The sequence below is a fragment of the Lactobacillus equicursoris DSM 19284 = JCM 14600 = CIP 110162 genome, assembly GCF_001434815.1.
Lineage (GTDB): Bacteria > Bacillota > Bacilli > Lactobacillales > Lactobacillaceae > Lactobacillus > Lactobacillus equicursoris.
Genome location: NZ_AZDU01000003.1, coordinates 1 through 22,486 on the forward strand (window position 1 = coordinate 1; position 22,486 = coordinate 22,486).

Genomic DNA, 22,486 nt, shown 5'->3' on the forward strand with positions numbered 1-22,486 from the left:
TCAAAGTCAATGCCTTAACTTAATGACATTGGCCTTCTGGCAGATCCTTTATTTTGTTGGTTGGTTTGTGACCTACAACTTCAGCTGATCCCCGCCCAGGAAACTGTCATAAAAAGCGGCCTGGGGATGCAGCCACTTTTTCCCATATTCATCAATTAGGCCATGGAACTCCTGGGCGTCAGCTACGGTAAAGCCCGTCATGTCAACCTTCCGCGCCAGGTCGTCGTACTTTTTTAAGCCGTCAACCCCCAGTAGACCAAACAGGGTACGGGCGTACTTATCGCTAACGAAGGCCACCTGGTCAAAAACGTAGATCAGCAAAACGTCCGCCGTTTCCGGCCCCACGCCGCGGAGAGACAGCAGTTTTTTCCGCAAGCCAGCGCCAAAAGTCTGCACGATCTGATCATAGTCATTGGCAAATTCGTCCAGCCAGGCAAAGAAGTTTGCTACCGCTAAGCTCTTGTTTTTAAAAAAGCCCGCCGGCCGCACGTACTCCTGCATGGTCTCTAGCGGCAGGGCCCGGATCTGGTCCGGGTCAAAAGCCGTGTGCTTCCGGAAGTTAGCTACCGCCCGCTCGGCGTTAGCCTGGGTGGTGTTTTGGATCATGAAAGCTCCGATAATAATTTCGGCCTTAGATTCAGCTGGCCACCAACCGGTCGGCCCCATCTCTCGCAGCATCTTTTGGTATAGCTCGTACAAGGTTAATTCCATTAAAAAAGCTCCTCAATCTTTAGCATCTTGTTTATTATAGTCAAAAAACGCCGCCCTGGCTGGAGCGGCGTCTTGAGAGATATGTTAACTTTGTACTTAACGTTTTCGAATTGTGGAAAGTTTAGAGCAGCTGGTAGCGACTCGCATCCAGCTTTTTAACTTGCTCTTTTTTAATCAATTTGGCAAACATCCGGGAGATAGTTTCTGGCGTTGTGCCCAGGTAGGCAGCCAGGTCCTTCAAGGCCAGCGGCAGGGTGATCGTGTCGCTGCCTTCAGCTAGGGCCAGGTCGCTTAAGTAGCTGTACAAGCGGTCTTCCGTCCGGCTGAGAGAAAGGTAAGAGTCGCGGACGATCAGCTCGTTAGCGTGTTTTACCGTGTACTTGAGCAGCTGGTAGGATAGGCTTGGCAGCTGGATGAGCAGCTGCTTGAAGTCGGTAGCCCGCATGAAGCAGAGCTCGCTGTCCTTGCTGGCTTCGAGAAAAATACTCTCGTTTTCCTGGCCAAACAGCCAGTTTTCTCCAATGTAGTCGCCGCTTTTCAGGACTTTCTGCAAGCGCTCAGCCCCGTTTTCCAGGTACTGCATGACCTTGACCTCGCCCTTTTCCAGGATGATCAAGGGGGCCGGCTGCTTTGGCGCCAAGACGGTTTCACCCTTGTGGAAGTGGTGGTGGGTCAGCAGGGCCTCGAGTTTGGCCTGCTCGTCGAGTGACAAGTCTTGAAAAAGTGGTACTAATTGGACACAGAGCATCATATTTTTCTCCCTATTAAAAACTAATCTTCGTCGTCATCATCGTCGTCTTCTTCGACATAGAGACCTTCCTTTAAGTCATGGCCCAGGAAGTTTTGGGCAAAGGCGATTTCGCCCTTCATCCAGTTGGCTAAGTCAGTCAAGGCTGCAACTTGCCCCAGGTGACCTTCTTGCTTGGCCAGGGCCAGCCCCTTGCCGATGTAGAGCAGCTGGGTGTCAAAGTCCTTGACTAGGTCAAAAAGCTGTTCGTTGCCATCTTCATACTTGCGGCTGCCGTCTTCTTCCAGGCGTCCGAATTCCAGGACTTCCTTGCTGGTGGTTGGGATCAAGTCGCCTTCAGCCAAGAGCTCGCGGTTTAGCTTTCGGATAAAAGCAAATTCCGTATCTTCCCAGGCATTGCCCTTTTGGGCGAAGAAGAGGGCAGCCGTGCCTTTGGCAAAAAGCTTGGCTTGTTCGATCTTCAAAGTATGGAGCAGCAAGTTGGAAGTGATATGGCCGATCACCGCACCCGCCGTTGGGTGGTGGTGTTCGTAGTCGCTTCTTTCAAGTTCGGCATGGTAAAGTTCAGTTGCAGTCATAACTTTCTCCTTTAAAATTATACAGATTTTCGGTACTAACTTACTTAACGATGATCTTTTCAACCGGGTAGCCCAGGCCCGTGACTACCTTGGCTAGGGCGTTTGGTTCGGTTTGGCTTTCGTCGATTTCGGCCTTGACCTTGCCGGCGTTGAACAAGACGGAAATCTTTTCAACGCCATTGATTTGGCTGAGGGCTTTTTGGATCTTGGTCATGCAGGATGGGCAGGACATGTTGGACAGCTTCAAAGTTACTTTAGTCATGGTGATTAACCTCTTTTTTAAAAATCTACATACATTAATTTTGTTTTTTGCTTTTGCTAAGTTTGATTATGCCAGGCCTTTTTTAAAAAGTAATTGACACCTATCAAGTCAAGCGCAATAATCTCATGCCGTTGGCGGTAACGACCAGGATGCTGAGCTCGTGGATCAGCATGCCCAGGCCCATTTCTACGTAGCCGGCGAAGAGGCCGATGAAGAGGAGGGCAACCGTCAAAAGGGAAATGGCGATGTTTTGCCGCATGTTGGCGATGGTCTTGTTGGCAAAGCGGACAGCGGTTGGCAATTGAGAAAATTGGTCCTTGACCAAAACTAGGTCAGAGACGTCGATGGCCACATCGGTCCCGCTGCCCATGGCGATGGCCAGGTCAGCTGTAGCCAGTGCCGGGCTGTCGTTGATCCCGTCGCCGATAAAGGCAACTTGGTGGCCTCCTGCTTGCAGGCTCTTGATGTAGGCCGCCTTGTCAGCTGGCAGGAGGCTGCCGTGAGCTTCGTCAAAGTTCAATTCTCTTGCTACCGCGTCAACCACCGTCTGCTGGTCGCCGGACAAAAGGACAAACTTGTAAGGCTTGATCTTGCGCAGAGCCGCTAATTGCTCTAAAGCATCGCTTCTCAGGGTATCGGCGATGGCCAGGGCCAAAGCCAGCTTGCCGTTTACGGCTAAGTAGACGTGGGAGCCCGTAGGATCTAGGTCGATTCCAGCCGTGGCAATTCCGTTTTCACTCATCAGCCGTTCATTGCCGACCAGGAGGTTGGCACCATTAACTTGGGCAGCCAGGCCCCGGCCAGCTACGACTTCACTTTTTGCTACTGGGAAAAGGTCGCCGTCATAGTAGGCATTAATGGCCTTGGCCAAGGGGTGGTCAGATTCGGCTTCTAGGCTGGCGAGCAGCTGCAGGTTGTCACGTTCATTGCCAGTCAGGTTAACTACTTGGGAAACGCTTGGCTTACCCGTGGTCAGGGTGCCAGTCTTGTCAAAAACAAAGGTATCGATCTTGGTCAGCTGGTCTAAAGCCGCGCTGCCCTTGGCAATGATGCCGCTCTTGGCGCTAGACCCGATGCCAGTCACCGTGGAGATTGGAACTCCGATGACCAAAGCGCCAGGGCAGCCAAGGACTAAGATGGTGGTAGCCAGCCGGACGTCCTTAGTGAAAAAGCCGACAACTAAGGCGAGGAGCAGAACAAATGGGGTGTAGTATTGGGAGAAGCGGTCGATCAGCTTTTGAACCTTGGTCTTGCTGTCTTGGGCTTCTTCGACCAGTTCGATCAGGCGGCCAAAAGTAGTGTCTTCACCAACTTTTTCGGCTTGAACGATCAAGGTGCCGCTTTCCAGGCTGGTGCCGGCATAAACCGGCGTGCCAACTTCCTTGTGGCTAGGCTTGCTTTCACCGGTGATGCTGGCTTCATTGACGTGACCGTCGCCTTGATAGACGCTGCCGTCAACTGGAACTTGGGAACCGGTCTTGACCAAGAGCAGGTCGCCAAGTTCAACTTCATCGACGTCGACTTCTTCGCTAGTCTTGCTATCCAGGTCAGTGATCTTCAAGGCTGTCTTTGGGGCTAGGTTAACCAAGTCCTGGATGGACTGGCGGCTCTTGGCCAAGGTGGCTTCTTCCAGCAGGTCGCCCAAGGAGAAGAGCCAGATTACGATGCCGGCTTCGCTGTATTCGCCGATGAAGAGGGCACTGATCACGGCGATGGAGACCAGGAATTCGATGGAGACGATCTTGTAGCGCAGAGCCGAGGCAGCTCGTAAGAGGATGGGGACGCCGCCAAGGGCGGCGATAGCGATCATGGAGACATTATATAAGTTGTAGGGGGTCAGCCGGGACAGGTAGGCGATAGCCACTAAGACAGTCATGGAGATAGTTAAGTGCTTTTTATGCTCGCTGAACCAGTTTTGGATGGTAATCATTTCAGTTCCTTTCTAAACTTTTCGTACTTGATTGATACTGATAGTTTATTAGGAAATGAAAGAAAAGTACTTGATACCTGTCATCTTTGGCAAAAAAGTTACAAAAAGTAAGCAAAAGTCGAGAAAAACAGGCAATAACGACACACAAAAAAAGGGTATAACAAAAGCCCGCGGGTGAGAAGGATCCGCGGGCTTTTGCCTAAGTTTTAGCTTTTAATGGATAAGTTAAAAGTATTGTTTGTAAAGTAATGTAAGTAATTTTTAAGTAGATTATTGTAAGAAAATCTGTAAGTTTAAAAGGGATTATTATCTAGTTAAGATTAGCCAACCTTAACTGGAGTTTCAGCTTCTTCACCCTTAACAAGTTCCAAGTTGTTGTCAAATGCCTTAACAACCATGTTGCGAACTGCGTGAGTAGTGTAGAAAGCAGTGTGTGGAGTTACCAAAACGTTTGGACGAGCGATCAAGTCAGCCAAACGTGCGTCTGGGAATTCCTTGCCTTCCCAGTCTTCGTTGAAGACGCCAACTTCACCTTCGTAAACGTCCATTACGTAACCGAAGAGCTTGCCTGAGTCCAAACCACGGATAACAGCGTCAGTGTCTACAAGTGGACCACGTGATACGTTAACAACAACAGCGCCATCCTTCATTTCAGCGATTGACTTGTCGTTGATCATGTGAACGTTAGCTGGAACGTCTGGTACGTGCAATGAGATAACGTCTGCTTGCTTGTACAAGTCGTCAAGTGAGTCTACGTAGTAGCCCTTCTTTTCCAGTTCTGGGTTGCGGAAGATGTCGTAAGCGATAACCTTAGCGCCAAAGCCTTCCATGATTTGCATAAATACTTGACCGATGTGGCCAGTACCTACAACACCAACAACTTGGTCACGAACTTCGCGGCCGATAGTTGGTGCCCAACGCAAGTCGTGACGAGCAACCTTTTCGTCCATCCGCTTGTCTTGACGCAAGATACGAGCAGCTTGGATAGCAGCGTGTTCTGCGATAGCGTCTGGTGAGTATACAGGAACGTTAGTGATTTGGAAGCCAAGTTCCTTAGCCTTAGCCATGTCAATGTTGTCAACACCAACGTTACGAAGGCTCATCTTAGTGATGCCGTTGTCTGCCAAAGCTTGCAAAGTTTCAGCAGTGTAGTCGAGTTGTTGGTAAACAACAACACCGTCAGCACCCTTAGCCAAAGCAGCAGTTTCAGGAGTCAAAAGCTTGTCAGTGTATTCAACTTCAACGTCCTTGTGAGCGTCTTCCCATTCCTTCAAGAATGGCTTTTCATCTTCACGAATTGCGTAAGCAAAAATTTTAGTCATTATTGTCCCTCCGTTATTCTTGCTTTTACATTGATAATTTTAGCACAAATCCGGCTAGGAAAAAAGAAGAATGTGAGGCGATGAACAAGTTATTTTTGGTGTAAGCGCTAACCGCGAGAAAGGGCTTTACCCGAAACTTTGTGTAATTATTAATTTTCACAAAGTCAGGAATGAGATGCTAGATTTCGCTAGTCAAGTTCATCATTTCCAGCAGACTTTGGGCGGTTGCTGAGCCTTCATTGCCCACTTTCAAGCCTGATCTTTGCAAGGCCTGGTCGATATTGTCGGTGGTCAGGATGCCGAAGGTTACCGGAATCTTGCCTTCCAGGTTCAAGGTCATGGCCGCATTAGTTACGGCGTTAATGATCATCTGGTAGTGGTCGGTTTCGCCCCGAATAACGGCCCCCAGGGTCATCAAGCCGTCGTACTTGCCGCTGTCAACCAGCTTCTTGCTCAGGTAGCCAATTTCAAAGGCGCCTGGCACCCAGTAAACGTCAATATTGTCAGTATTTAAGCCGAACTGGGTTAAAGTAGCGACTGCCCCGTCAACTAGCGCCTTGGTGACCAGCTCGTTAAAGCGAGAAACAACGATTGCGACCTTAAAGTCTGTCTTCTTGAATTGGCCTTGAATGGTGGTCATGAGAAATATTCCTTCCTTATTATATGTATTTTTTTCTATTCTTTTTTGCTGCTTTTACTCTTTTATAAAGCTTCTTGGTCCAGCTTCAGCATGTGGCTAAAGCGTTCCTTTTTAGTAGTTAGGTACTTGAAGTCGATTGGCGTGGCTGGGATTTCCAGAGGAACCCGTTTGTGGATGCTGATGCCATAGTCTTCCAGCTGGTCGATCTTGTCAGGTTTGTTGGTTAACAGGTCAACTTCCTTAATCCCCAGATCCTGCAGAATTTCGGCTGCTAGGTCGTAGTCCTGTTCGTCAGCCTGGAAGCCCAAGAGGAGGCTAGCATCGTAAGTGTCGTGGCCTTGGTCTTGCAAAGCGTAGGCGCGAAGCTTGTTGGTCAAGCCAATCCCGCGTCCTTCTTGGTTTAAGTAGAGGATGACGCCAGAGCCATTTTCTGAGATCTTCTTCATGGCTTGGTGCAGCTGTGGTCCGCAGTCGCAGCGCTTGGAGCCAAAGACGTCCCCGGTCATGCACTTGGAGTGGACTCTGAGCAAGACGGGCTTATTAACGTCAAGCTCACCTTTTTGCAACACGACGTTGCCATGGCCGTAGCTCTTGATCTGGAACTCCCCGTATTCAGTTGGCAGCTTTACAAATTCTGGGCGCTTACTCGCCAGGCTGCGGCAGTATTCTTGCAGGTCAGCGATGGTGAAGTAAGGCAAGTGGTATTCCTTGGCGATCTGCTTGAGTTCCGGCCGGCGAGCCATGTGGCCGTCTTCTTTCAAGATTTCGCAGATGTAGGCAACTTCGCTTTCCCCAGCAAGCCGGGCTAAAGTTACAGAAGCTTCGGTGTGACCGTTTCTTTCCAAGACCCCGCCGTCTTTAGCAACTAATGGGAAGCAGTGGCCAGGCTTGAAAAAGTCTTCCGGCTTGGTTGAGTCATCAGCCAAAGCCTTGATGGTCGCAGCCCGGTCAAAGGCAGAGATGCCAGTGGTGGTCGTCTTGTAGTCCACGCTGACCGTAAAGGCAGTCTTGAAAGGATCGGTGTTGTCGACCCACATCTGTGGCAGTTCCAGTCTTTCGGCGATCTTGCGGCCGATGCTGGTGCAGAGCAGGCCTCTAGCGTGCTTGGTCATGAAGTTGATATTTTCTGGGGTTACCTTTGAGCCCAGGCCGATCATGTCGCCTTCAGCCTCGCGGTCTTCGTCGTCAGCGACGATAACTAAGCCGCCTTGCTTCATCCATTCGATTGCGTCTTGAATTTTCTTTACATCCATGGTGATTTCCTCGTTATTGCTTTTGTCTATTTTTATTTTTTACTTCAAATTGGCTTCAACATACTTGCCAATTACGTCCGTTTCCAGGTTGACATAGTCGCCAGTTTCCAGTTTGGACAGGTTGGTTTCGTCCTGGGTGTGGGGGATGAGGCCAACTGAGAACTTGCCTTTCTTGGCCTGCATGATGGTCAGGCTGACCCCGTTTAAGGCAACGGAACCCTGGGAGATTAGCTGCTTTTTTAGTCTCTTGGGTCTGTCAAAAGTCAGTTCTAAGGCATTTTCGTTAACCTTTTTCTTTAAAAGCTGGATGGTGTCGTCGATGTGGCCGGTTACGATGTGGCCTTCAAAGCGGCCACCGGCAGCCAGGGCCCGTTCCACGTTGACCTGGTCGCCAACTTGGGAGTCTTTAAAAATGGTCTTGTTAAAGCTCTGCGGCATCATGGTAACGGTGAAGCTGTTAGGCGTCAGTTCTTCCGCCGTTAAGCAGCAGCCATTGACGGCGATGGAGTCGCCAATCTTGGCCCCGGTTAAAAAGTCAGGCGTCGTCTTGATGGTCAAGGCCATGGTGTGGCCCTGCTTTTTAATTTCGGCCAATTCGGCCTTGCCGGTTACTAATCCACTAAACATGCTGAATCCTCCCGTAGATGCGGATATTGTCGTTAAAAGTTTGAATCTTGGTGTCAGTTAATTGCAATGTCTCTTGACTGTTAACCCCGTTAGTTGTTTGCTTGCCCAGGTAAAAAGGGGCCAGATAGGTGATCAGGTCATCGGCTAGATCAGCATCGAGGAAGGCCTTGGCCAGGGTTGGGCCACCTTCTAAGTAGACGGACTGGATGCCTTTTTCCCCTAAGAGCTGGGCGATATCCCGGGCCTTTCTGCCAGGCAGCAGGAGCACGTGGACATTGTCCGGAAAGACGGTATTGGCTAAGTCCTCATTCAAGGTCAAGACCCAAGTTTCAGGTCCTGTCTGCAGGAGCTTGAGGTCTAAGTGGTCAAGGAGCCGTCCCCGCCGGTCAACCACCACCCGGATTGGCGGAAAGTCGCCCTCTTTGGAAGTGAGGAGGGTGGGGTTGTCGATAATGGCGGTTTTGGCGCCGACCATGATGGCTTGGTAGTCGCCCCGCTCTTGTAGGACCTGCTTTTTGACAGCTGCGTTGGTGATAGGGGTTCGCTCGCCTTTAACAGCAACCTTCCCATCTAAAGTAATGGCCTGTTTTAAGGAGATGTAAGGGCGGCCATGCTCGTAGTAGAAATTGTAGAAGGGGTTTAAGGCACGGGCTTCTTTGGCTAAGAGGCCAACTTCTACCTCAATGCCGGCATCTTCTAAGATTTTGATGCCCTTACCGGTGACCAGGGGGTGGGGGTCCAGGGCAGCAACGACAACTTTTTTAAAGCCGGACTGAACCAGGAGCTCAGCGCAAGGCGGTTGTTTGCCGTAGTGGCTGCAGGGCTCTAAGGTAACGTAAATGGTTGAACCGAATAATTGCTCTGGAGTTAATTTATTAATGGCGTTCCGTTCGGCATGTTCACGGCCGTAGTGGTAGTGGCAACCAGTGGCCAGGACCTGCCCATCTTTGACGATGCAGGCACCCACGTGGGGGTTGGTCCAGGTGTCGTGGCCTTCTTTAGCGGCCTGGATAGCCAGGCGCATGTAGTCTTCATCTGCCATTAAGATCACTTCCTTTGCAAAAAATCAAATCGATAAAAGATAAAATAAAAAGAGCCTCGAAATCTCGAGGCTCTGAGTTGCATTCAAAGTTAGAATAGCGTTAATTTACATAATTTGGCCGTACCAAATAAAACAATATCGCTATTGTTGACTTCTCCCATCTAGACTGTAACTATCGGTACCTTAAAAAGGATTCCACCACAAATGTGGGTCGCGGACTTTACCGCCGGTCGGGAATTTCACCCTGCCCCGAAGAACATTTATTCAATTCACTAGTAACTATAGAAAACTTTTAAAGGTCTGTCAAGGAATTTTTTAACCGCTTACAGGAAAAGTGGGAGAGAAAATCTGTTACAATAGGCGAAGCTAAAGGATTTTGAGGTAGAAAAATGACAGCGAAAAAAATTATCCATGACCCCCTGTTTTTGAGTCAACCGGCAGCAAAAGCAACGAAAAATGACCTGCAAGTTGCCCAAGACTTGCTGGATACATTGATGGTACACCGGGAAAGCAAGGATGGCTTGCCAGCAGCGGCGGGGCTAGCCGCCAACATGATTGGGGAGAAGAAGGCGATCATTACGCTCTTTGCGGGCTTTTTGCCAATGGTGATGCTGAATCCGCGGATTGTCAAAAAGAGTGGGGCATACTTGACGCAGGAGGGATGCTTGTCTTTAGAGGGCGAGCGACCGGTTCAGCGATATAAGGAGATTGAGGTCAGCTATCAGGATCTGGGGATGCAGGCCCACCAGCAGACCTTTACGGACTTCACGGCAGAAATTATTCAGCACGAGGTCGATCACTGCTTGGGGAAGCTGATTTAAAAGAAGCAAAAAAGTCGCGCCAAATGGCGCGGCTTTTTTAATCGGTCAAGTAGGAAATTGGCTTATTAACTTCGACTTTGGTGCCGGAGTACTTCTTAGCAATCCACTTTTGAATCTGCTTGTTGTGGTAGAGACCTACAAGCTTCTTGTAAGCGGCATTGTTCTTGTTCTTCTTGGCCGTAGCTAGCACGTTGATATTGTTCTTCGTGCTCTGGTTGATTTTTTCATGATAAAGCGAGTCTTTCAAAACGTTCAAGCCGCCGGAAAGGGCGATCGTGTTCCCAATCAAAACCGCGTCAACTGACTTGATCACTCTGGGACCAGTGGTGTCATCGATCAGCTTAAACTTGAACTGCTTAGGGTTAGCAGCCACGTCGTTCACGCTGCCGCTTGCCACGTTGAAGTTCTTCTTCAGCTTGATCAGGCCGGCATCGGCTAGTAAAAGCAGGCCCCGTGCTTCGTTAGCGGCGTTGTTGGCTAGGGCAATGGTGGCGCCCTTTGGCAACTGGCTCAGCTTCTTGTACTTAGCCGAGTAGATGCCCATTGGCTCCAGGTAAGTCGTACCTAGCGCCACTTGGGTGCCGGCGTTATTTTTAGACTGGTTGTAAGCCTGCAAGTAAGCCCAAGAGGCAAAGGCACTAACGTTGATGCTGCCATCGGAGGTTGCCCGCAAGAGGCTTGGCCCGTCGGTAAAGGCCTTCACCTTGATCTTCAGGCCCAGCTTTTTGGCCTGGCTGGTCTTGGCGATGTGCTGCCAAACCTGAACGTCAGGGCCGATGGAGCCAATGGTGATGGTGGTTTGCTTGGTACTCGTCTGCTTGGAAGAAGAGAATCTAAAGGCGAAAAAAGCAAGCAGGACGATAATTACAGCAGAAACAATAATGATGATGCGGTTTCTTTTCTTCTTCCTCATGTTTTGGTCCTCGCTTAGTTGACTAGTCTTCTACAACGTGGCGGTTGAAAGGATCATCGCTGATCCCTTCTTTTAAGATGTCGTTGCACCATTCCTTGGCACTGAAGAGGGAGTGGTCGCGGTAGTTGCCGCAGCTTTCGATGGTGGTACCGGGCACGTCTTCCCAGGTAATGTCGTCTCTGATGGCCTTGAGGGAGTCGCGCAAGGCCCGGGCAACTTCAGTCGTTGAGTGTTCACCCCAAGTAATCAAGTGGAAGCCCGTCCGGCAACCGAATGGGGAGCAGTCAATCACGCCGTCCAAGCGGTCCCGCAAAAGGCTGGCCAGGAGGTGTTCAATCGTGTGCAAGCCGCCAGTTGGGATGGCGTTCTTGTTTGGCTGCACCAGGCGGAGGTCAAAGTTGGAGATCTTGTCGCCCTTCGGGCCTTCTTCGACCGTGATTAAACGGACGTAAGGTGCTTTAACTTTAGTGTGGTCTAATTCAAAACTTTCTACTTTTGCCATGATAAAACTCCTTTTTTCTAAAAAAATACTACTTAACTAATTTACTTGAAAAACGTGACAAAAAAAGTCCCTGAACGAAATTGCTTTCGCTCAGGGACGTATTAGCGTGTTACCACCCATCTTCACGGCCAAAAGAGGCCGCCTTTAAGTACGCTCCACTTAAGGGAGTTATACTTGGACGCGCTATCGGGCGTCTCCCGCGGGAAGCTTGCCGTAGCTCGCCTCCCGTATGACTCAAAGACCATATTCGCCGGGGCCTCTTCAGCGCTTTTCAGCTACCGCGCCTCTCTGAAAGAAGATCTGACCAGCTACTTATCTTTTCCTTGTCAACATGTTTTCATTTTTTAATCATAATATAATAACGATAGCCGCTTGTCAACCGTTCGCGGCAAAAATTATCCAAGCCGGCTAATCGTTTTGTTTATGCTTGCCGGAATTAAACTTCCGGTCCCGCAGATAGTCTGCAATCGTCGCGCCAATGAAGATCAAGTCAAAGGGAACCAAAAGGGCCAGGCCGGCAATGTTCAGCATGCTATAGGCTGCCGCGTTGGTAACTACGATGATTCCGATAGGAATCAGCATGTTCCAATAGCCGATCCGGTAGCGGAAGAAGTCTGTAATCTTTTGCATCCTTGGCGCAAAGGGTGCAGTCAAAATAAAGCCGATCATTAACCCAGCTGAAAAATAGCTGATTAATAAACGAGTCATGATAGTACCTCAGAAAATTTACTTATAAATGTGGAATGAAAATCCAACGGTATAATTAATATCAGTATAAATTTTGCTCTTTTTGTGTTTCTTATTGTAGTTTAACAATTGACTGCTAAAAGAGTCGACATACATCCCAAAGGCTTCACCTAATGTCGATGCAATTTCGTGTCCTGTTACTGTTGCGATAGCTGATGCTAAAGATGAAATTGTAGAGACATTTCCGGCTTTCCCGGCAAACCAATAAACGCCCGCATTTGAAGTGAAGTAAACTCTGACACCCCACCAAAAGGCGCGAACATAGCAACCACTATGGAGTCGAGCAGCGCCTTTAACACGGGCAGCTTTAGAAACATATAAAGCTTGTGTAGAGAGAGATTTCGTTTCTGTATTGATAACTAGATCATTTTTTTGAATATCAGCATTAACCGTAGCTAATTGATTTTCAACAACTTTCTTAGTATTTTCGGAAAGCTTGCTCTTCCCAGAATCGGATAAAACATATTGATTATTAGAAACATCAACATACTTATCGGCTTGTTTGATTTGACTAGTAGTTAGTTGGGAGTTAGTTGATGTTCCGTTAAAACTATCAGCCTTAACAACTGTGCCAGAAGAGATTTCCCAAAAAAGTGCGATAGCGAAAATGGCACTGAGTAATAGATGCTTTGATTTCATATTTTCCTCCTAATATAACACTAAATATGATATTGACACTTAGAATTATAGTATGGTGCATGACTGCATGCAAGTGTTTTATAAAATATATTTATTTGCTGGCAATAATGTAAATAAGGAGGATGTATATTGGAAAAATATTGATAATGTTCTATTTTGGAACTATCGCTGATAGTTATTTTGCAATAGTTCGTGGCAAAAATTATCCAAGCCGGCTAATCGTCTTGGCCGTGGTCCTGCTTTGCTTCTTCCTCGCGCTTGATCTTGAGGACTAAAGGGGTCAGTTTGATTACCAGGAACTTGGCAAAGTAGTAGGCGATTACGAAGAAGATGATGATACCGACCAGTTGGGCAAGCAAGACTGGCCAGATGTTGTAAGCTACCTCAGCTAAAATCATTTTTTCTCACTCCATTATTACTAAGAAATCGATACTTTATTTGAATAAATGGCTCTTTTTGATTGTACCATGAGAATTGCATTCTACATTGACGCGAAGGTGATTTTGGGGGAGAGTTGATTAGAAAGCGCCTTCACTTTGCTGGCCCTTGTTGAGCTAACAGTTGAAGCACGCAAAGACGAGGTTTCTATCAAATCGTTAGTAGATGATTCTGTTTCATCATGAACATCTACTAAAACAGCACTCCCTTCAAAGCTAATCGTTACATTTGGAGTAATTTCGTAGCTATTGTTGATTTTTTCTAATTTATTCGGATTCGTGTTTTGCAATTTATTATTGGAAACTGCTGACTCTAATTGCGTGTATTTACTTTTGATAATTTCTGTAGTAGTTGCATCAGCGTCCGCTTTTACGTCTGATTCACTTAATCCAGATAATCTTTCTTTCAATTCGTTTGCAATTCCTTGTTGTTCATCGTTTATCTTCTTGATTTGTTGATTAGTTAAAGAAGCTGTGCTAGTAGAAAAAGTATTAGCTTTCACTGTATTTGCGGAAAAGCACAGTGGCAATTGGTAGTGCCATCAAAGTAGTAATTCTATTCTTGTTCATAATGAATATACCTCTTTTACACTTAAAGTAATGCTGGTTTTGTAAAGCGCTTTTATAAAACTGTATAAAGTATAACACTGCCTGTTAAGTTTGCATAACACTTTTTTGCAATAAAAATACCCCACAATCGTTAGATGTCTATGTCTAACAATTGTAGGGCACTTCAACTTAGATGAGTGTCCTAAAGCATTCCCCGTTCAAAGTCAATGCCTTAACTTAATGACATTGACTTTGAACGGGGACTATTTTTACCATTGACCAATTAAGCTTGCACAAAGTTGGCTTGTAAGTCAGCCAAGGCATCTGAGGTCAAGGTCGTGTAAACTGAGCCCTTAACGCCCTTGGAGTCTTCCAAGCTCAAGTCAACGCCCTTGTCACCGCTTGGGTCATTGCTTACAGCAACGCCGAGCAGCTTGTAGGCCGTTGAAGTTGGGTCTGGTGAGAAGAACAAGCGCTTCTTGCCATCGTATGCTGAGTTTTCCGTGTACAGATAAACCTTGGCAGGGCTTGACTTAACTGCCAAGTTCAAGTCGCTTGAGTCAACCTTGTTCAAAGTCAGCAATTCGTAGTGTTGTGCCAAGTGGCCGCCCATGCTTTGGAAAACAGCCAAGAACTTTTCAGTGGCTTCTGGATCAACTTCACCAAAGTCGATTTGGTCGCTTTCTTGAACCAAGGACAAGATCAACAAGTGCTTAGTGTCCTTGTCAAAGTAAACGCTCAAGTTGGCTACGCCACCTGGCCAAGCAGCCTTGCCCTTTTCGTATTGGGTGAAGTAAACGTTGCTGTCGTTGTTGACAACCAGCTTGTTTGAGCCGTCTACAGTTTCCAGACTAGTGACTGGCATTGGGGGAACGTAACTGTCCTTTTGCCGTGAAGCCCAAAGTGCTTGTTGCTTCTTCTTTTCTTTGCGTGAGCTAACAAACAAGATTACGCCAACGATGATGATAAGTAATAAAAGTATCCAGCCCATATTAAACCTCCAGTGTTGTCACCTTTTAGCTGAAAAAGATGTCTGATTAATTCTAAGTTAAAAAATGCTAGATTTGCTTTTGCTTAGCAAAGTCCTTATATCTTTTTATTTTACTACAAAAAGCCGAGTTAGCAAAGTTTAGCCCCCAAGGAAAAGTGAGAAAGTTAATAATTTTAACTTAGCCCGGGCCAAAAGCTAAAAGTATTAGCTTATGATCCTTAAAGGGAAATTAGATTAATTAGCATTCTTTTGAATACTGATCTTTAAAAGCTCGATGTACTGGTTGGCAATCGGCGACAGGTGGTGTAGCTGGTTGACCAGGTAGCCCAGCTCAATATATTCGTCGCTGACCAGGGGCCGGGCGATGATGTCATCCCCGTTTAAGTCGGCGTTGATGATCCCGGAGGAAATGGTGTAGCCATTGAGACCAATGGCCAGGTTGAAAAGGGTGGCCCGGTCGCTGACGATGATGGAGCGGGGGCTGGGCTGGTCGGCCAGGGTCTCTTCCCAGTAGTAGAAGGAATTGTGCCGGCCCTGGTCGTAGCTGAGCTTGGGGTAGGGGAGGAGGTCCTTGAGCGTCAGCTGCTTTTTATTGGCTAGGGGATGTTTTTTATACAAAAAGACGTGGGGCTTGGCCTTAAAGAGGGGCGTAAAGAGGAGCTTTTTCTCCTTAAAGTTGCTGGTCAAGACCTGGCGGTTGTAGCGGCTGAGGTAGATGACGCCGACCTCGCTTTTGAGCTGGGCCACGTCCTCGATTACCTCGTAAGTCCGCATTTCCTTCAAGCTGGCCTGGTAGTCGCTGGGGCCAATCTCCTTTAACAGATGAACGAAAGCGTCAACGGCAAAGGCATAGTGCTGGGCGGCTACGGAAAAAATCTTGGGTGCCGTGCTTTCCCCGTGGTAGCGGCGGTCCAGCAGGTCGACTTGGTCTAAGACCTGCTGGGCGTACTGCATGAATTCTTGTCCGTCTTCGGTCAGGCTGACGCCCTTTTTGCCTCGGACCAAGATGGTGATGCCCATCTCTGCTTCCAGCTGCTTGATGGCCGCCGACAGGGTGGGCTGGGCGATGAAGAGTTCTTTGGCGGCCTCAGTGATATTGCCGAGGGCAACGACTTTTTGCAAGTAGCGGAGCTGCTGCAGTTTCATAGTAGGACCTCTTTTCTCGGTTATCCATAGTCTATAACTATGGCTGAGTGCTTTAAATAGCTATTTTCAATTGTAGGAAAAATTCCCTATAATAACAAGCATTAAGAGCAAATTAAAACACAGTTTATTTTTTAACACTTGGAGGTAATTCTTATGTCATACCCACGTTACGATATTGTCGGCAGTTTCTTGCGTCCAGCCAGCTTGAAGGAAGCGAGAGAGAAGTTTGAAAAGGGCGAGATTAGCCGCGAAGACTTGAAACAAGTCGAAGACAAGGAAATTGCGGATTTGGTGGAAAAGGAAGCCAAGGTCGGTTTGAAGGTCGTATCTGATGGCGAATTTCGCCGGTCCTATTGGCACCTGGACACCTTCTGGGGCTTTGGTGGCGTAGAACATGTCAAGGCAGAACACGGCTACTTTTTCCATGATGAAGAAACTAGACCTGACGCGGCCAAGCTGGTTGGCAAGTTAACTTATGAACCGGGCCACCCTGACGTTGAAGCCTTTGACTACTTGAAGCCGCTAGCTGAAAAGTACGGCGTGACCCCGCGGCAAAGCATTCCTGCTCCAGCGCAATTATACTGTGAATTGATCTGCCGGAATGATGAGCTGATCGCAGCCACTGACGCCGTTTACCCTGACCGGGCCGAACTAGCCAAGGACGTGTCCAAGGTTTACCGGGAATTGATCTTGGATTTGTACAAACACGGGGCCCGCGACGTGAAGCTGGACGACTGTACTTGGGGCGTTTTAGTCAACGACAACTTCTGGCACGCCTTTGACGAAGGTGGCCGCCTGAAGCGGGAAGAAATTTTGCAATTATATAAAGAAATAAATGAAAATGCTTTGGTAGACTTGCCAAACGACTTGCGGATTACCACCCACATCTGCCGGGGCAACTACGACTCAACCTGGGCTTCAGAAGGCGGCTACGGCCCAGCTGCCCCATATGTTTTCAAGGAAAAGGGCGTGGATGCTTTTTACCTGGAATTTGACGACGAACGCTCCGGCGGCTTTGAACCATTGAAGGAAGTGCCAGCTGACAAGGAAGTTGTGCTGGGGCTGGTAACGTCTAAGAAGGCGGAACTGGAAGATCCGGAAGAGGTGAAGGCAAGAATCAAGGAAGCAAGCAAGTTCCACCCACTGGAAACATCCGCTTTGAGCACCCAATGCGGCTTTGCGTCAACGGAAGAAGGCAACCACCTGACTGAGGACCAACAATGGGCCAAGATCAAGCTGGTTGAAGAAGTAGCAAAAGAAGTTTGGGGTTAGGTATAAGGAAGTCCAAGATCAAAAGATCTTGGACTTTTTGTTACCGGTAACTAATACAGCTTAGCCTAAAAATAATGCTTCAAACGCTTCCAGCATTCGCCTTTTTTCCTTATAATAGTACTAGTTGAAAAATGGACAAATGAAATGAGGCAATTATCTTGAAAAAATATGCATTTGGTGTAGATATTGGTGGTACGACGGTTAAGATCGGCTTGTTCGAAACTAGCGGCAAGCTGGCTCAAAAGTGGGAAATCCCAACTAGAAAAGAAACTAACGGCACGAAGATCCTGCCAGACATCGCAGATTCTCTTGCAGCCAAGATCGACGAACTAGGCATCAGCAAGGACGACGTTGCCGGTATCGGGATCGACGTGCCAGGCCCAATCCTGGATGACGAAATCGTAAACCGCTGCGTTAACCTGGGCTGGGGCGTCTTCAACGTTGCTGAAAGAGTGCGCACTTTGACTGGCATCAGCGAAGTTAAGGTTGCTAACGACGCCAACGCCGCTGCTCTTGGCGAAATGTGGCAAGGTGGCGGTGAAAACCACCAAAACGTTGTTATGGTTACCTTGGGGACTGGTGTCGGCGGCGGCATTATCTCCGACGGTAAGATTATTGCCGGTGCCTTTGGTGCTGCTGGTGAAATCGGTCACCTCTTGGTTAATAAGGAAGAAACCCAGCTTTGCGGCTGCGGCAAGAAGGGCCACCTGGAACAATATGCTTCTGCAACGGGGATTGCTAGAAGAGCTAAGGAAGTCTTGACGAGCAGCAATGAACCATCTGCTTTGAGAGACATTAAAGATCCTGACGCTAAGGCAGTCTTTGACTGCGCTAAGGACGGCGACAAGCTGGCCTTAGAAATCGTGGACTTTGTTGGTGAAACTTTGGGTACTGCTTTAGCTTCAGTGTCCTGCGTTTTCGATCCAGAGGTTTACGTAATCGGCGGCGGGGTTTCCAAGGCTGGTCAAATCTTGATTGACACTGTGCAAAAGCACTTTGTAGCTGCGGCCTTCCACGCTTCAGAAGGTGCAGAATTTGCCTTGGCTAAGTTAGGTAACGATGCCGGGATGTACGGTGCTGTGAAGATGGTTCTGTAAAAAAGTGAATAGTATAGCAAAAAGCTCGCTAGGTAATCTAGCGAGCTTTTTATCTAATCAAGGGACTTTAACTCTTGCGAGTTAAGTCCATGCAAAAAGGTCATTAGATCTATGGATCTAATGACCTTTTCTTTATTCTTCCAGTTGCTTCAGTGTTTCTTGCATGGTCTTGGCTGAGGCCTGCATCTTGGCGGTTTCTTCTTCATTTAAAGGCAATTCCAAAACATGACTGATCCCTTGACCGTTAATGATGGCCAGGGTGCCTAAGTAAAGTTCGCCTTCAATGCCGTATTCACCGTTGATTGGGGCTGACAGGGGCAGGGCCAGGTCGTGGTTGTCTAAAATGGTAGCCACGATCTTGGCCAGCATCAGGGCAACACCGTAGTAGGTTGCGCCCTTTTTGGCAATGATTTCGCCACCTTTTTGCCGGACGTGGGCTTCGATTTCTTCTAAGGCCTCTGGAGTAATTTCTGGGTAGCTGAGCAGCTTTTTGCCCTTAACGACAGCGCTAGAGAAGTTCTCAAAGCTGCTGTCGCCATGCTCGCCCAAGACCCAGGCATTGACGGCTTCAATTGGGGTCTTGAGCCTTTTGGCAATTTCGACCCGCAGGCGGGCTGAGTCAAGTGACGTCCCGGTCCCGATTACTCGGTTCTTCGGGAAACCGGACAATTTCTGAGTCAGGGTGGTCAGGATGTCAACAGGGTTAGCGGAAACCACGAAGATCCCTTTAAAGCCGGAGGCAACTACGGGATCGACGATGCTCTTTAAAATGGCCGCATTCTTTTTCACCAGATCCAAGCGGCTTTCGCCAGGTTTGCGGGGGACGCCGGCCGTGATCACCACGACGTCCGCATCACTAGCGTCGCTGTATTCGCCGGCGTGGATGTAGGTGTTGCCGGTAAAGTAGATGATGTCCTCAAGGTCCAAGCTGTCGCCAGTGGCGCGGTCTTTTGACAGGTCGCAGATGACTAATTCATCCACGTGGGTCGCTTGCAGCAGGTCGTTAGCGAAGTTGGAGCCCACGGCGCCGTCGCCAACTAACAGTACTTTTCTGGTCATTTTTTGCCTCCTATTAAGGAATAGTATTTCGTAAATTCGTTAACTCTATTATACTGAATTTTTTCGGAAAAATTGCTAATAACTATTAGGTATCATACCCGTCTTGGACAAGATTTTTTGCCTGGAGCGATGTGGGTTGTCTCAACTTGCACAGAAAGTCTGTTTCAGCTGCCCAAAATTGACTCAACTAAATCGATTTTTTTAAAAAAGCTGCACACAAATATACTCAAGTAGCCAAGATGCCGGCCCAAAATTTACTCAACTACTTGATTAGAAGGTTCAGTTGAGTAAGATCGTGAGCAATATTTTCGTTACTTGAGTAAGCTTATGAGCATCGGTTTGGCTAGTTGAGTAAGTTTATGAGCATCGATATGGCTAGTTGAGTAAGTTTATGAGCAGCTTTTTGGCTAGTTGAGTCAACTTTTGTGCATGATCAACGGCAGTTGACTGTGCACCAGGCCCCCGGAAACCAAAAAAGCAGCCTGGGAGGGCTGCTTCTTTAGAAATGTGATGTGATAAAACTTAAGTTTGCTACATTATGTAGTGCACTTGAAGCGACTGAGGAAAGTGATAGGAGTAAATAACCACAGTCGCATGTGATGAGTAAGGAAAAAATAAGTCTATCTGTCTATACAGACAGGAACCGAAAAATGTTGAAATACATATCGTTTGGCTTGACTATGCCTTGGCTAAAAAAACAAGTAACATAAATAGAAAAGCAAAAGCATACTAAGGCATAGCCCATGCCATAAGAGATCTGCCGGTCTTGCGACTAACAGGCACCGAAAATTATAACGACTGAAGGAGAAAAAATGAGAAAAATAACTAGCCGCATAACTTTCGAATTATATAATACTCTGATTTGTGGTAATAATCAAAAAAATTACTAACTTTTTTGATTATTTAAAAATGGTTGAGCCAGTAAACGCTTTACCCACTTTTTGAAAGTGGAATCATTAACTTTGTGAAGAAATTAAAAAGCCTCAGCTGGCGCTGAGACTCTTTTGACATGGTATGGGTAATATTTTTTAACAAAGTTTAGGCCTTGGCCTGCTTCTTAGCAGCTTGGATCTGCTTGAGTCCAGGCAGGGTGATCATGACCAAGAAGCTGATGATGTAGAGGGCAGATAAGAAGCCCATGACCACGTACAGGTTGTAGTGATCCATCAAAAGGCCAATGATTACGGATGAAAAGCCGCCGATTGCCCGGCCGGTGTTCATGATCAGATTGTTGGCCGTTGACCGGATTTCGGTCGGGTAGAGCTGGCTGATTACCGCACCGTAGCCGCCGAACATCCCGTTAGAGAAGAAGCCAGTCAAAGCGCCGGCGAAGAGCATGGCCCAGTAGCTGGTGACGTTGACGATGGCGAAGACCACGATGGCACTGCCCAAAAGGAAGATGCCAAAGGCCCAGCGAGGACCGATCTTGTCCATCACGGTCCCAAAGACCATCATCCCGATGCTCATGCCCACGATGGTGGCGATCATCCAGTAAGAAGAGCCGGAAACGGACAGACCCTGCTTTTGTTGGACGATGGATGGCAGCCAGTTCATCAGGCCAAAGTAGCCGGCGATTTGGATAATGGTCATCACCATCAGGCCCAAAGTCTGCAAGGCCAGGTGCGGCGTTGCAAACAGGCGGCCGAAGGAAATCTTTTCGTGGGTTTCTTGGGCTTTTTGATGAGCTTGTAAAAATTCGTCGCTTTCCTTAACGTGACGGCGGACAAAGTAGGTCAAGACCACTGGCACAATCCCAAAGAGGAAGAGGGTGTTCCAGCCATACTTGGGGATGATCCAGGCCGCTAAGAGGGCGGCCACGATGGAGCCGATCTGCCCCCCGATAGCGGCAACAGAACTGGCCCGGCCGATCTGGCTTGATTCAAAGTTTTCGGCAATCAAGGCGATCCCGACGCCGTATTCACCCCCGGCCCCGATCCCGGCTAAGAAGCGCAGGGCGTAGAGCATGTTGATATCATGGGCGAAGTAGGTTAAGCCAGTTGCGATGGCAAAAATAAAAATCGTATAGCTAAACGTCTTCACGCGGCCGATACGATCTCCAAGTAGCCCAAACAAAGCGCCACCGAAGAACATGCCGAGGTTGGTGAAGGTTCCGATCAAGCCGCCTGCCGCTGCAGAGATGTGCATCTGCGCGATAATTTCGGACAGGGAGAATGACAAGAACATGACGTCCATGTTTTCCAGCAAGAAGCCAGATGACATGGATGCCAAAACCCACTTTTGGTTAGTGGACATAGCTGTATTTTGGGTATTATCCATTATTTAGTTGTACCTCCAAAACTAATGCTCACGGACATTACTTATTTTGTATTGCTTCTAATATATTACTTTTTTCTAAAGACTGTCAAGATTTAGTTAAGAAAAAAGCCTCCCAGGAAGGGAGGCAGGAAAAGTAGTTATTTTATTACTTTTTTCTATTAAGGCATACCTGGTTGAACGGAGGATCAAAATAGGCTAATCATGAATAGCTTTTGGCTGCTTAACGTTGTGGTGGAGGCTATGCCACAGGTGCCGGTCAGTCCAGGCAATCATCGGCCCGTTGACCAGCAGAATCACCAAGGTTCCGATATTCACAGAATAAACGCGCCCAGTAGCTAGGTAGCAAATCCCAGTCATCCCCAGTGGCACCAGGAAGTTGATGAACTGGGCTCTCACCACATTATTTTTTAAATACAGAAAACGCAGAATATTGGTTGTGCTGTCGTTGGGGTGCATGATCAGGTTGGCCCTTTGGTAAAAGGAGATCGAAACGCCCAAGATGGCGATCCCGAAAAAGCCGACCGCAATCCGCCAGGCTAAAGGCGCCTGGGGTAGGCCAATCTGGGTAAAGAAGCCGGTAAAGAGGTTGATAAAGTAGCTGAAGCTAGCAATAAAAGCGACCTCGCCGGCAAAGCGCAGAAAATCTTTTTTCTTTAACAGCAGCTGGTTGATCACGGCGACGGCTGAGCCCACCACAAACATGGCAATCCCGATATTGACGTGAAAGAGGTGGGCCAGGTTGACTTCCGACGCTCCCCAAGGAGCGGCCCCGATGTTGCTGGAGATGGTCAGGCCGTTGCCAAAGGCGTTGAGGGTGAGGCCGATGACCAGGGCCAGCAATCTTTTGGACATGGGGTCAAAAGTCTTTTGCTTAACTGAGGCTTTTTTAGCGGAGAGGGCAAGGTTGTGCAAATTGAGTTCCT

24 protein-coding genes and 1 riboswitch are annotated in these 22,486 nt (G+C 48.0%); of the genes, 3 read left to right on the top strand and 21 right to left on the bottom strand.

Translation table 11 applies throughout. The annotated features are described in order from the left end of the window. Positions 1-72: 72 nt before the first annotated feature. The 10 genes from FC20_RS01145 to ribD all read right to left on the bottom strand — a co-directional run bounded on the left by FC20_RS01145 (position 73) and on the right by ribD (position 9,113). Complete coding sequence (locus FC20_RS01145) at positions 73-711, bottom strand: endonuclease III domain-containing protein (RefSeq protein ID WP_008460894.1); 639 nt, start codon at positions 709-711, stop codon at positions 73-75. Positions 712-832: 121 nt separating this feature from the next. Next, on the bottom strand, positions 833-1,462 hold the full coding sequence (locus FC20_RS01150; protein ID WP_008460893.1) for a Crp/Fnr family transcriptional regulator: 630 nt from the start codon (positions 1,460-1,462) through the stop codon (positions 833-835). Positions 1,463-1,482: 20 nt separating this feature from the next. Then, on the bottom strand, positions 1,483-2,037 hold the full coding sequence (locus FC20_RS01155) for a hypothetical protein (protein ID WP_008460891.1): 555 nt from the start codon (positions 2,035-2,037) through the stop codon (positions 1,483-1,485). Positions 2,038-2,077: 40 nt separating this feature from the next. Continuing rightward, the gene (locus FC20_RS01160; protein WP_008460889.1) at positions 2,078-2,299 is read right to left on the bottom strand and encodes a heavy-metal-associated domain-containing protein; all 222 of its coding nucleotides are present in this window, start codon (positions 2,297-2,299) and stop codon (positions 2,078-2,080) included. Positions 2,300-2,402: 103 nt separating this feature from the next. Further along, entirely contained in the window at positions 2,403-4,229 is a 1,827-nt protein-coding gene (locus FC20_RS01165; RefSeq protein WP_008460887.1) for a heavy metal translocating P-type ATPase, read from the bottom strand. A gap of 320 nt (positions 4,230-4,549) precedes the next feature. Beyond that, positions 4,550-5,551 carry a D-2-hydroxyacid dehydrogenase gene (locus FC20_RS01170; protein ID WP_008460885.1) on the bottom strand — a complete coding sequence of 334 codons (1,002 nt, stop codon included), beginning with the start codon at positions 5,549-5,551 and terminating at the stop codon, positions 4,550-4,552. 178 nt (positions 5,552-5,729) lie between these two features. Continuing rightward, on the bottom strand, positions 5,730-6,191 hold the full coding sequence (ribH, locus tag FC20_RS01175; RefSeq protein ID WP_008460882.1) for a 6,7-dimethyl-8-ribityllumazine synthase: 462 nt from the start codon (positions 6,189-6,191) through the stop codon (positions 5,730-5,732). Positions 6,192-6,253: 62 nt separating this feature from the next. Further along, positions 6,254-7,444: a bifunctional 3,4-dihydroxy-2-butanone-4-phosphate synthase/GTP cyclohydrolase II gene (locus FC20_RS01180; protein ID WP_008460880.1), complete on the bottom strand. Its 1,191-nt coding sequence runs from the start codon at positions 7,442-7,444 to the stop codon at positions 6,254-6,256. A 39-nt stretch (positions 7,445-7,483) separates the two neighbouring features. Next, positions 7,484-8,071, bottom strand: a complete 588-nt coding sequence (locus FC20_RS01185) for a riboflavin synthase (RefSeq protein WP_008460878.1) — start codon at positions 8,069-8,071, stop codon at positions 7,484-7,486. Then, on the bottom strand, positions 8,064-9,113 hold the full coding sequence (gene ribD / locus FC20_RS01190; protein WP_008460876.1) for a bifunctional diaminohydroxyphosphoribosylaminopyrimidine deaminase/5-amino-6-(5-phosphoribosylamino)uracil reductase RibD: 1,050 nt from the start codon (positions 9,111-9,113) through the stop codon (positions 8,064-8,066). Before ribD ends, FC20_RS01185 begins: the two co-directional genes overlap by 8 nt. A 145-nt stretch (positions 9,114-9,258) precedes the next feature. Beyond that, a riboswitch (FMN riboswitch) is annotated at positions 9,259-9,374 on the bottom strand. Positions 9,375-9,502: 128 nt separating this feature from the next. Here ribD and FC20_RS01195 point away from each other — a divergent pair. Next, on the top strand, positions 9,503-9,934 hold the full coding sequence (locus FC20_RS01195) for a peptide deformylase (protein WP_008460875.1): 432 nt from the start codon (positions 9,503-9,505) through the stop codon (positions 9,932-9,934). 37 nt (positions 9,935-9,971) lie between these two features. On the opposite strand, the gene FC20_RS01200 is transcribed toward FC20_RS01195, so the two are convergent. From FC20_RS01200 to FC20_RS01235, 8 genes are all read right to left on the bottom strand, one after another. Continuing rightward, positions 9,972-10,847 (bottom strand): MetQ/NlpA family ABC transporter substrate-binding protein, encoded by an 876-nt coding sequence (locus FC20_RS01200; protein WP_008460873.1) that lies wholly within the window; start codon positions 10,845-10,847, stop codon positions 9,972-9,974. Between the two features lie 22 nt (positions 10,848-10,869). Further along, positions 10,870-11,349 (bottom strand): S-ribosylhomocysteine lyase, encoded by a 480-nt coding sequence (locus FC20_RS01205; protein WP_008460870.1) that lies wholly within the window; start codon positions 11,347-11,349, stop codon positions 10,870-10,872. A 408-nt stretch (positions 11,350-11,757) separates the two neighbouring features. Next, complete coding sequence (locus FC20_RS10785) at positions 11,758-12,057, bottom strand: hypothetical protein (RefSeq protein ID WP_008460867.1); 300 nt, start codon at positions 12,055-12,057, stop codon at positions 11,758-11,760. 18 nt (positions 12,058-12,075) lie between these two features. Next, complete coding sequence (locus FC20_RS01215; protein WP_008460865.1) at positions 12,076-12,735, bottom strand: hypothetical protein; 660 nt, start codon at positions 12,733-12,735, stop codon at positions 12,076-12,078. Positions 12,736-12,950: 215 nt separating this feature from the next. After that, the gene (locus tag FC20_RS01220) at positions 12,951-13,133 is read right to left on the bottom strand and encodes a hypothetical protein (RefSeq protein ID WP_008460863.1); all 183 of its coding nucleotides are present in this window, start codon (positions 13,131-13,133) and stop codon (positions 12,951-12,953) included. A gap of 83 nt (positions 13,134-13,216) precedes the next feature. Then, positions 13,217-13,675 carry a hypothetical protein gene (locus tag FC20_RS01225; RefSeq protein WP_008460861.1) on the bottom strand — a complete coding sequence of 153 codons (459 nt, stop codon included), beginning with the start codon at positions 13,673-13,675 and terminating at the stop codon, positions 13,217-13,219. Positions 13,676-14,004: 329 nt separating this feature from the next. After that, entirely contained in the window at positions 14,005-14,712 is a 708-nt protein-coding gene (locus FC20_RS01230) for a hypothetical protein (RefSeq protein ID WP_008460860.1), read from the bottom strand. 234 nt (positions 14,713-14,946) lie between these two features. Further along, positions 14,947-15,858 (bottom strand): LysR family transcriptional regulator, encoded by a 912-nt coding sequence (locus tag FC20_RS01235; RefSeq protein WP_008460857.1) that lies wholly within the window; start codon positions 15,856-15,858, stop codon positions 14,947-14,949. A 153-nt stretch (positions 15,859-16,011) separates the two neighbouring features. Between FC20_RS01235 and FC20_RS01240 the strand changes: the two genes are divergently transcribed. Next, entirely contained in the window at positions 16,012-17,130 is a 1,119-nt protein-coding gene (locus FC20_RS01240) for a 5-methyltetrahydropteroyltriglutamate--homocysteine S-methyltransferase (RefSeq protein WP_008460854.1), read from the top strand. A 158-nt stretch (positions 17,131-17,288) separates the two neighbouring features. Continuing rightward, entirely contained in the window at positions 17,289-18,227 is a 939-nt protein-coding gene (locus FC20_RS01245; RefSeq protein ID WP_008460853.1) for an ROK family glucokinase, read from the top strand. Positions 18,228-18,359: 132 nt separating this feature from the next. On the opposite strand, the gene FC20_RS01250 is transcribed toward FC20_RS01245, so the two are convergent. The 3 genes from FC20_RS01250 to FC20_RS01260 all read right to left on the bottom strand — a co-directional run bounded on the left by FC20_RS01250 (position 18,360) and on the right by FC20_RS01260 (position 22,415). Further along, positions 18,360-19,286, bottom strand: coding sequence for an L-lactate dehydrogenase (locus tag FC20_RS01250; protein ID WP_008460850.1), 927 nt, complete (start codon positions 19,284-19,286; stop codon positions 18,360-18,362). Positions 19,287-20,324: 1,038 nt separating this feature from the next. Then, the gene (locus tag FC20_RS01255) at positions 20,325-21,563 is read right to left on the bottom strand and encodes an MFS transporter (protein ID WP_008460848.1); all 1,239 of its coding nucleotides are present in this window, start codon (positions 21,561-21,563) and stop codon (positions 20,325-20,327) included. A gap of 195 nt (positions 21,564-21,758) precedes the next feature. Continuing rightward, entirely contained in the window at positions 21,759-22,415 is a 657-nt protein-coding gene (locus tag FC20_RS01260; RefSeq protein ID WP_236697614.1) for a YczE/YyaS/YitT family protein, read from the bottom strand. Between the last annotated feature and the right edge of the window lie 71 nt (positions 22,416-22,486).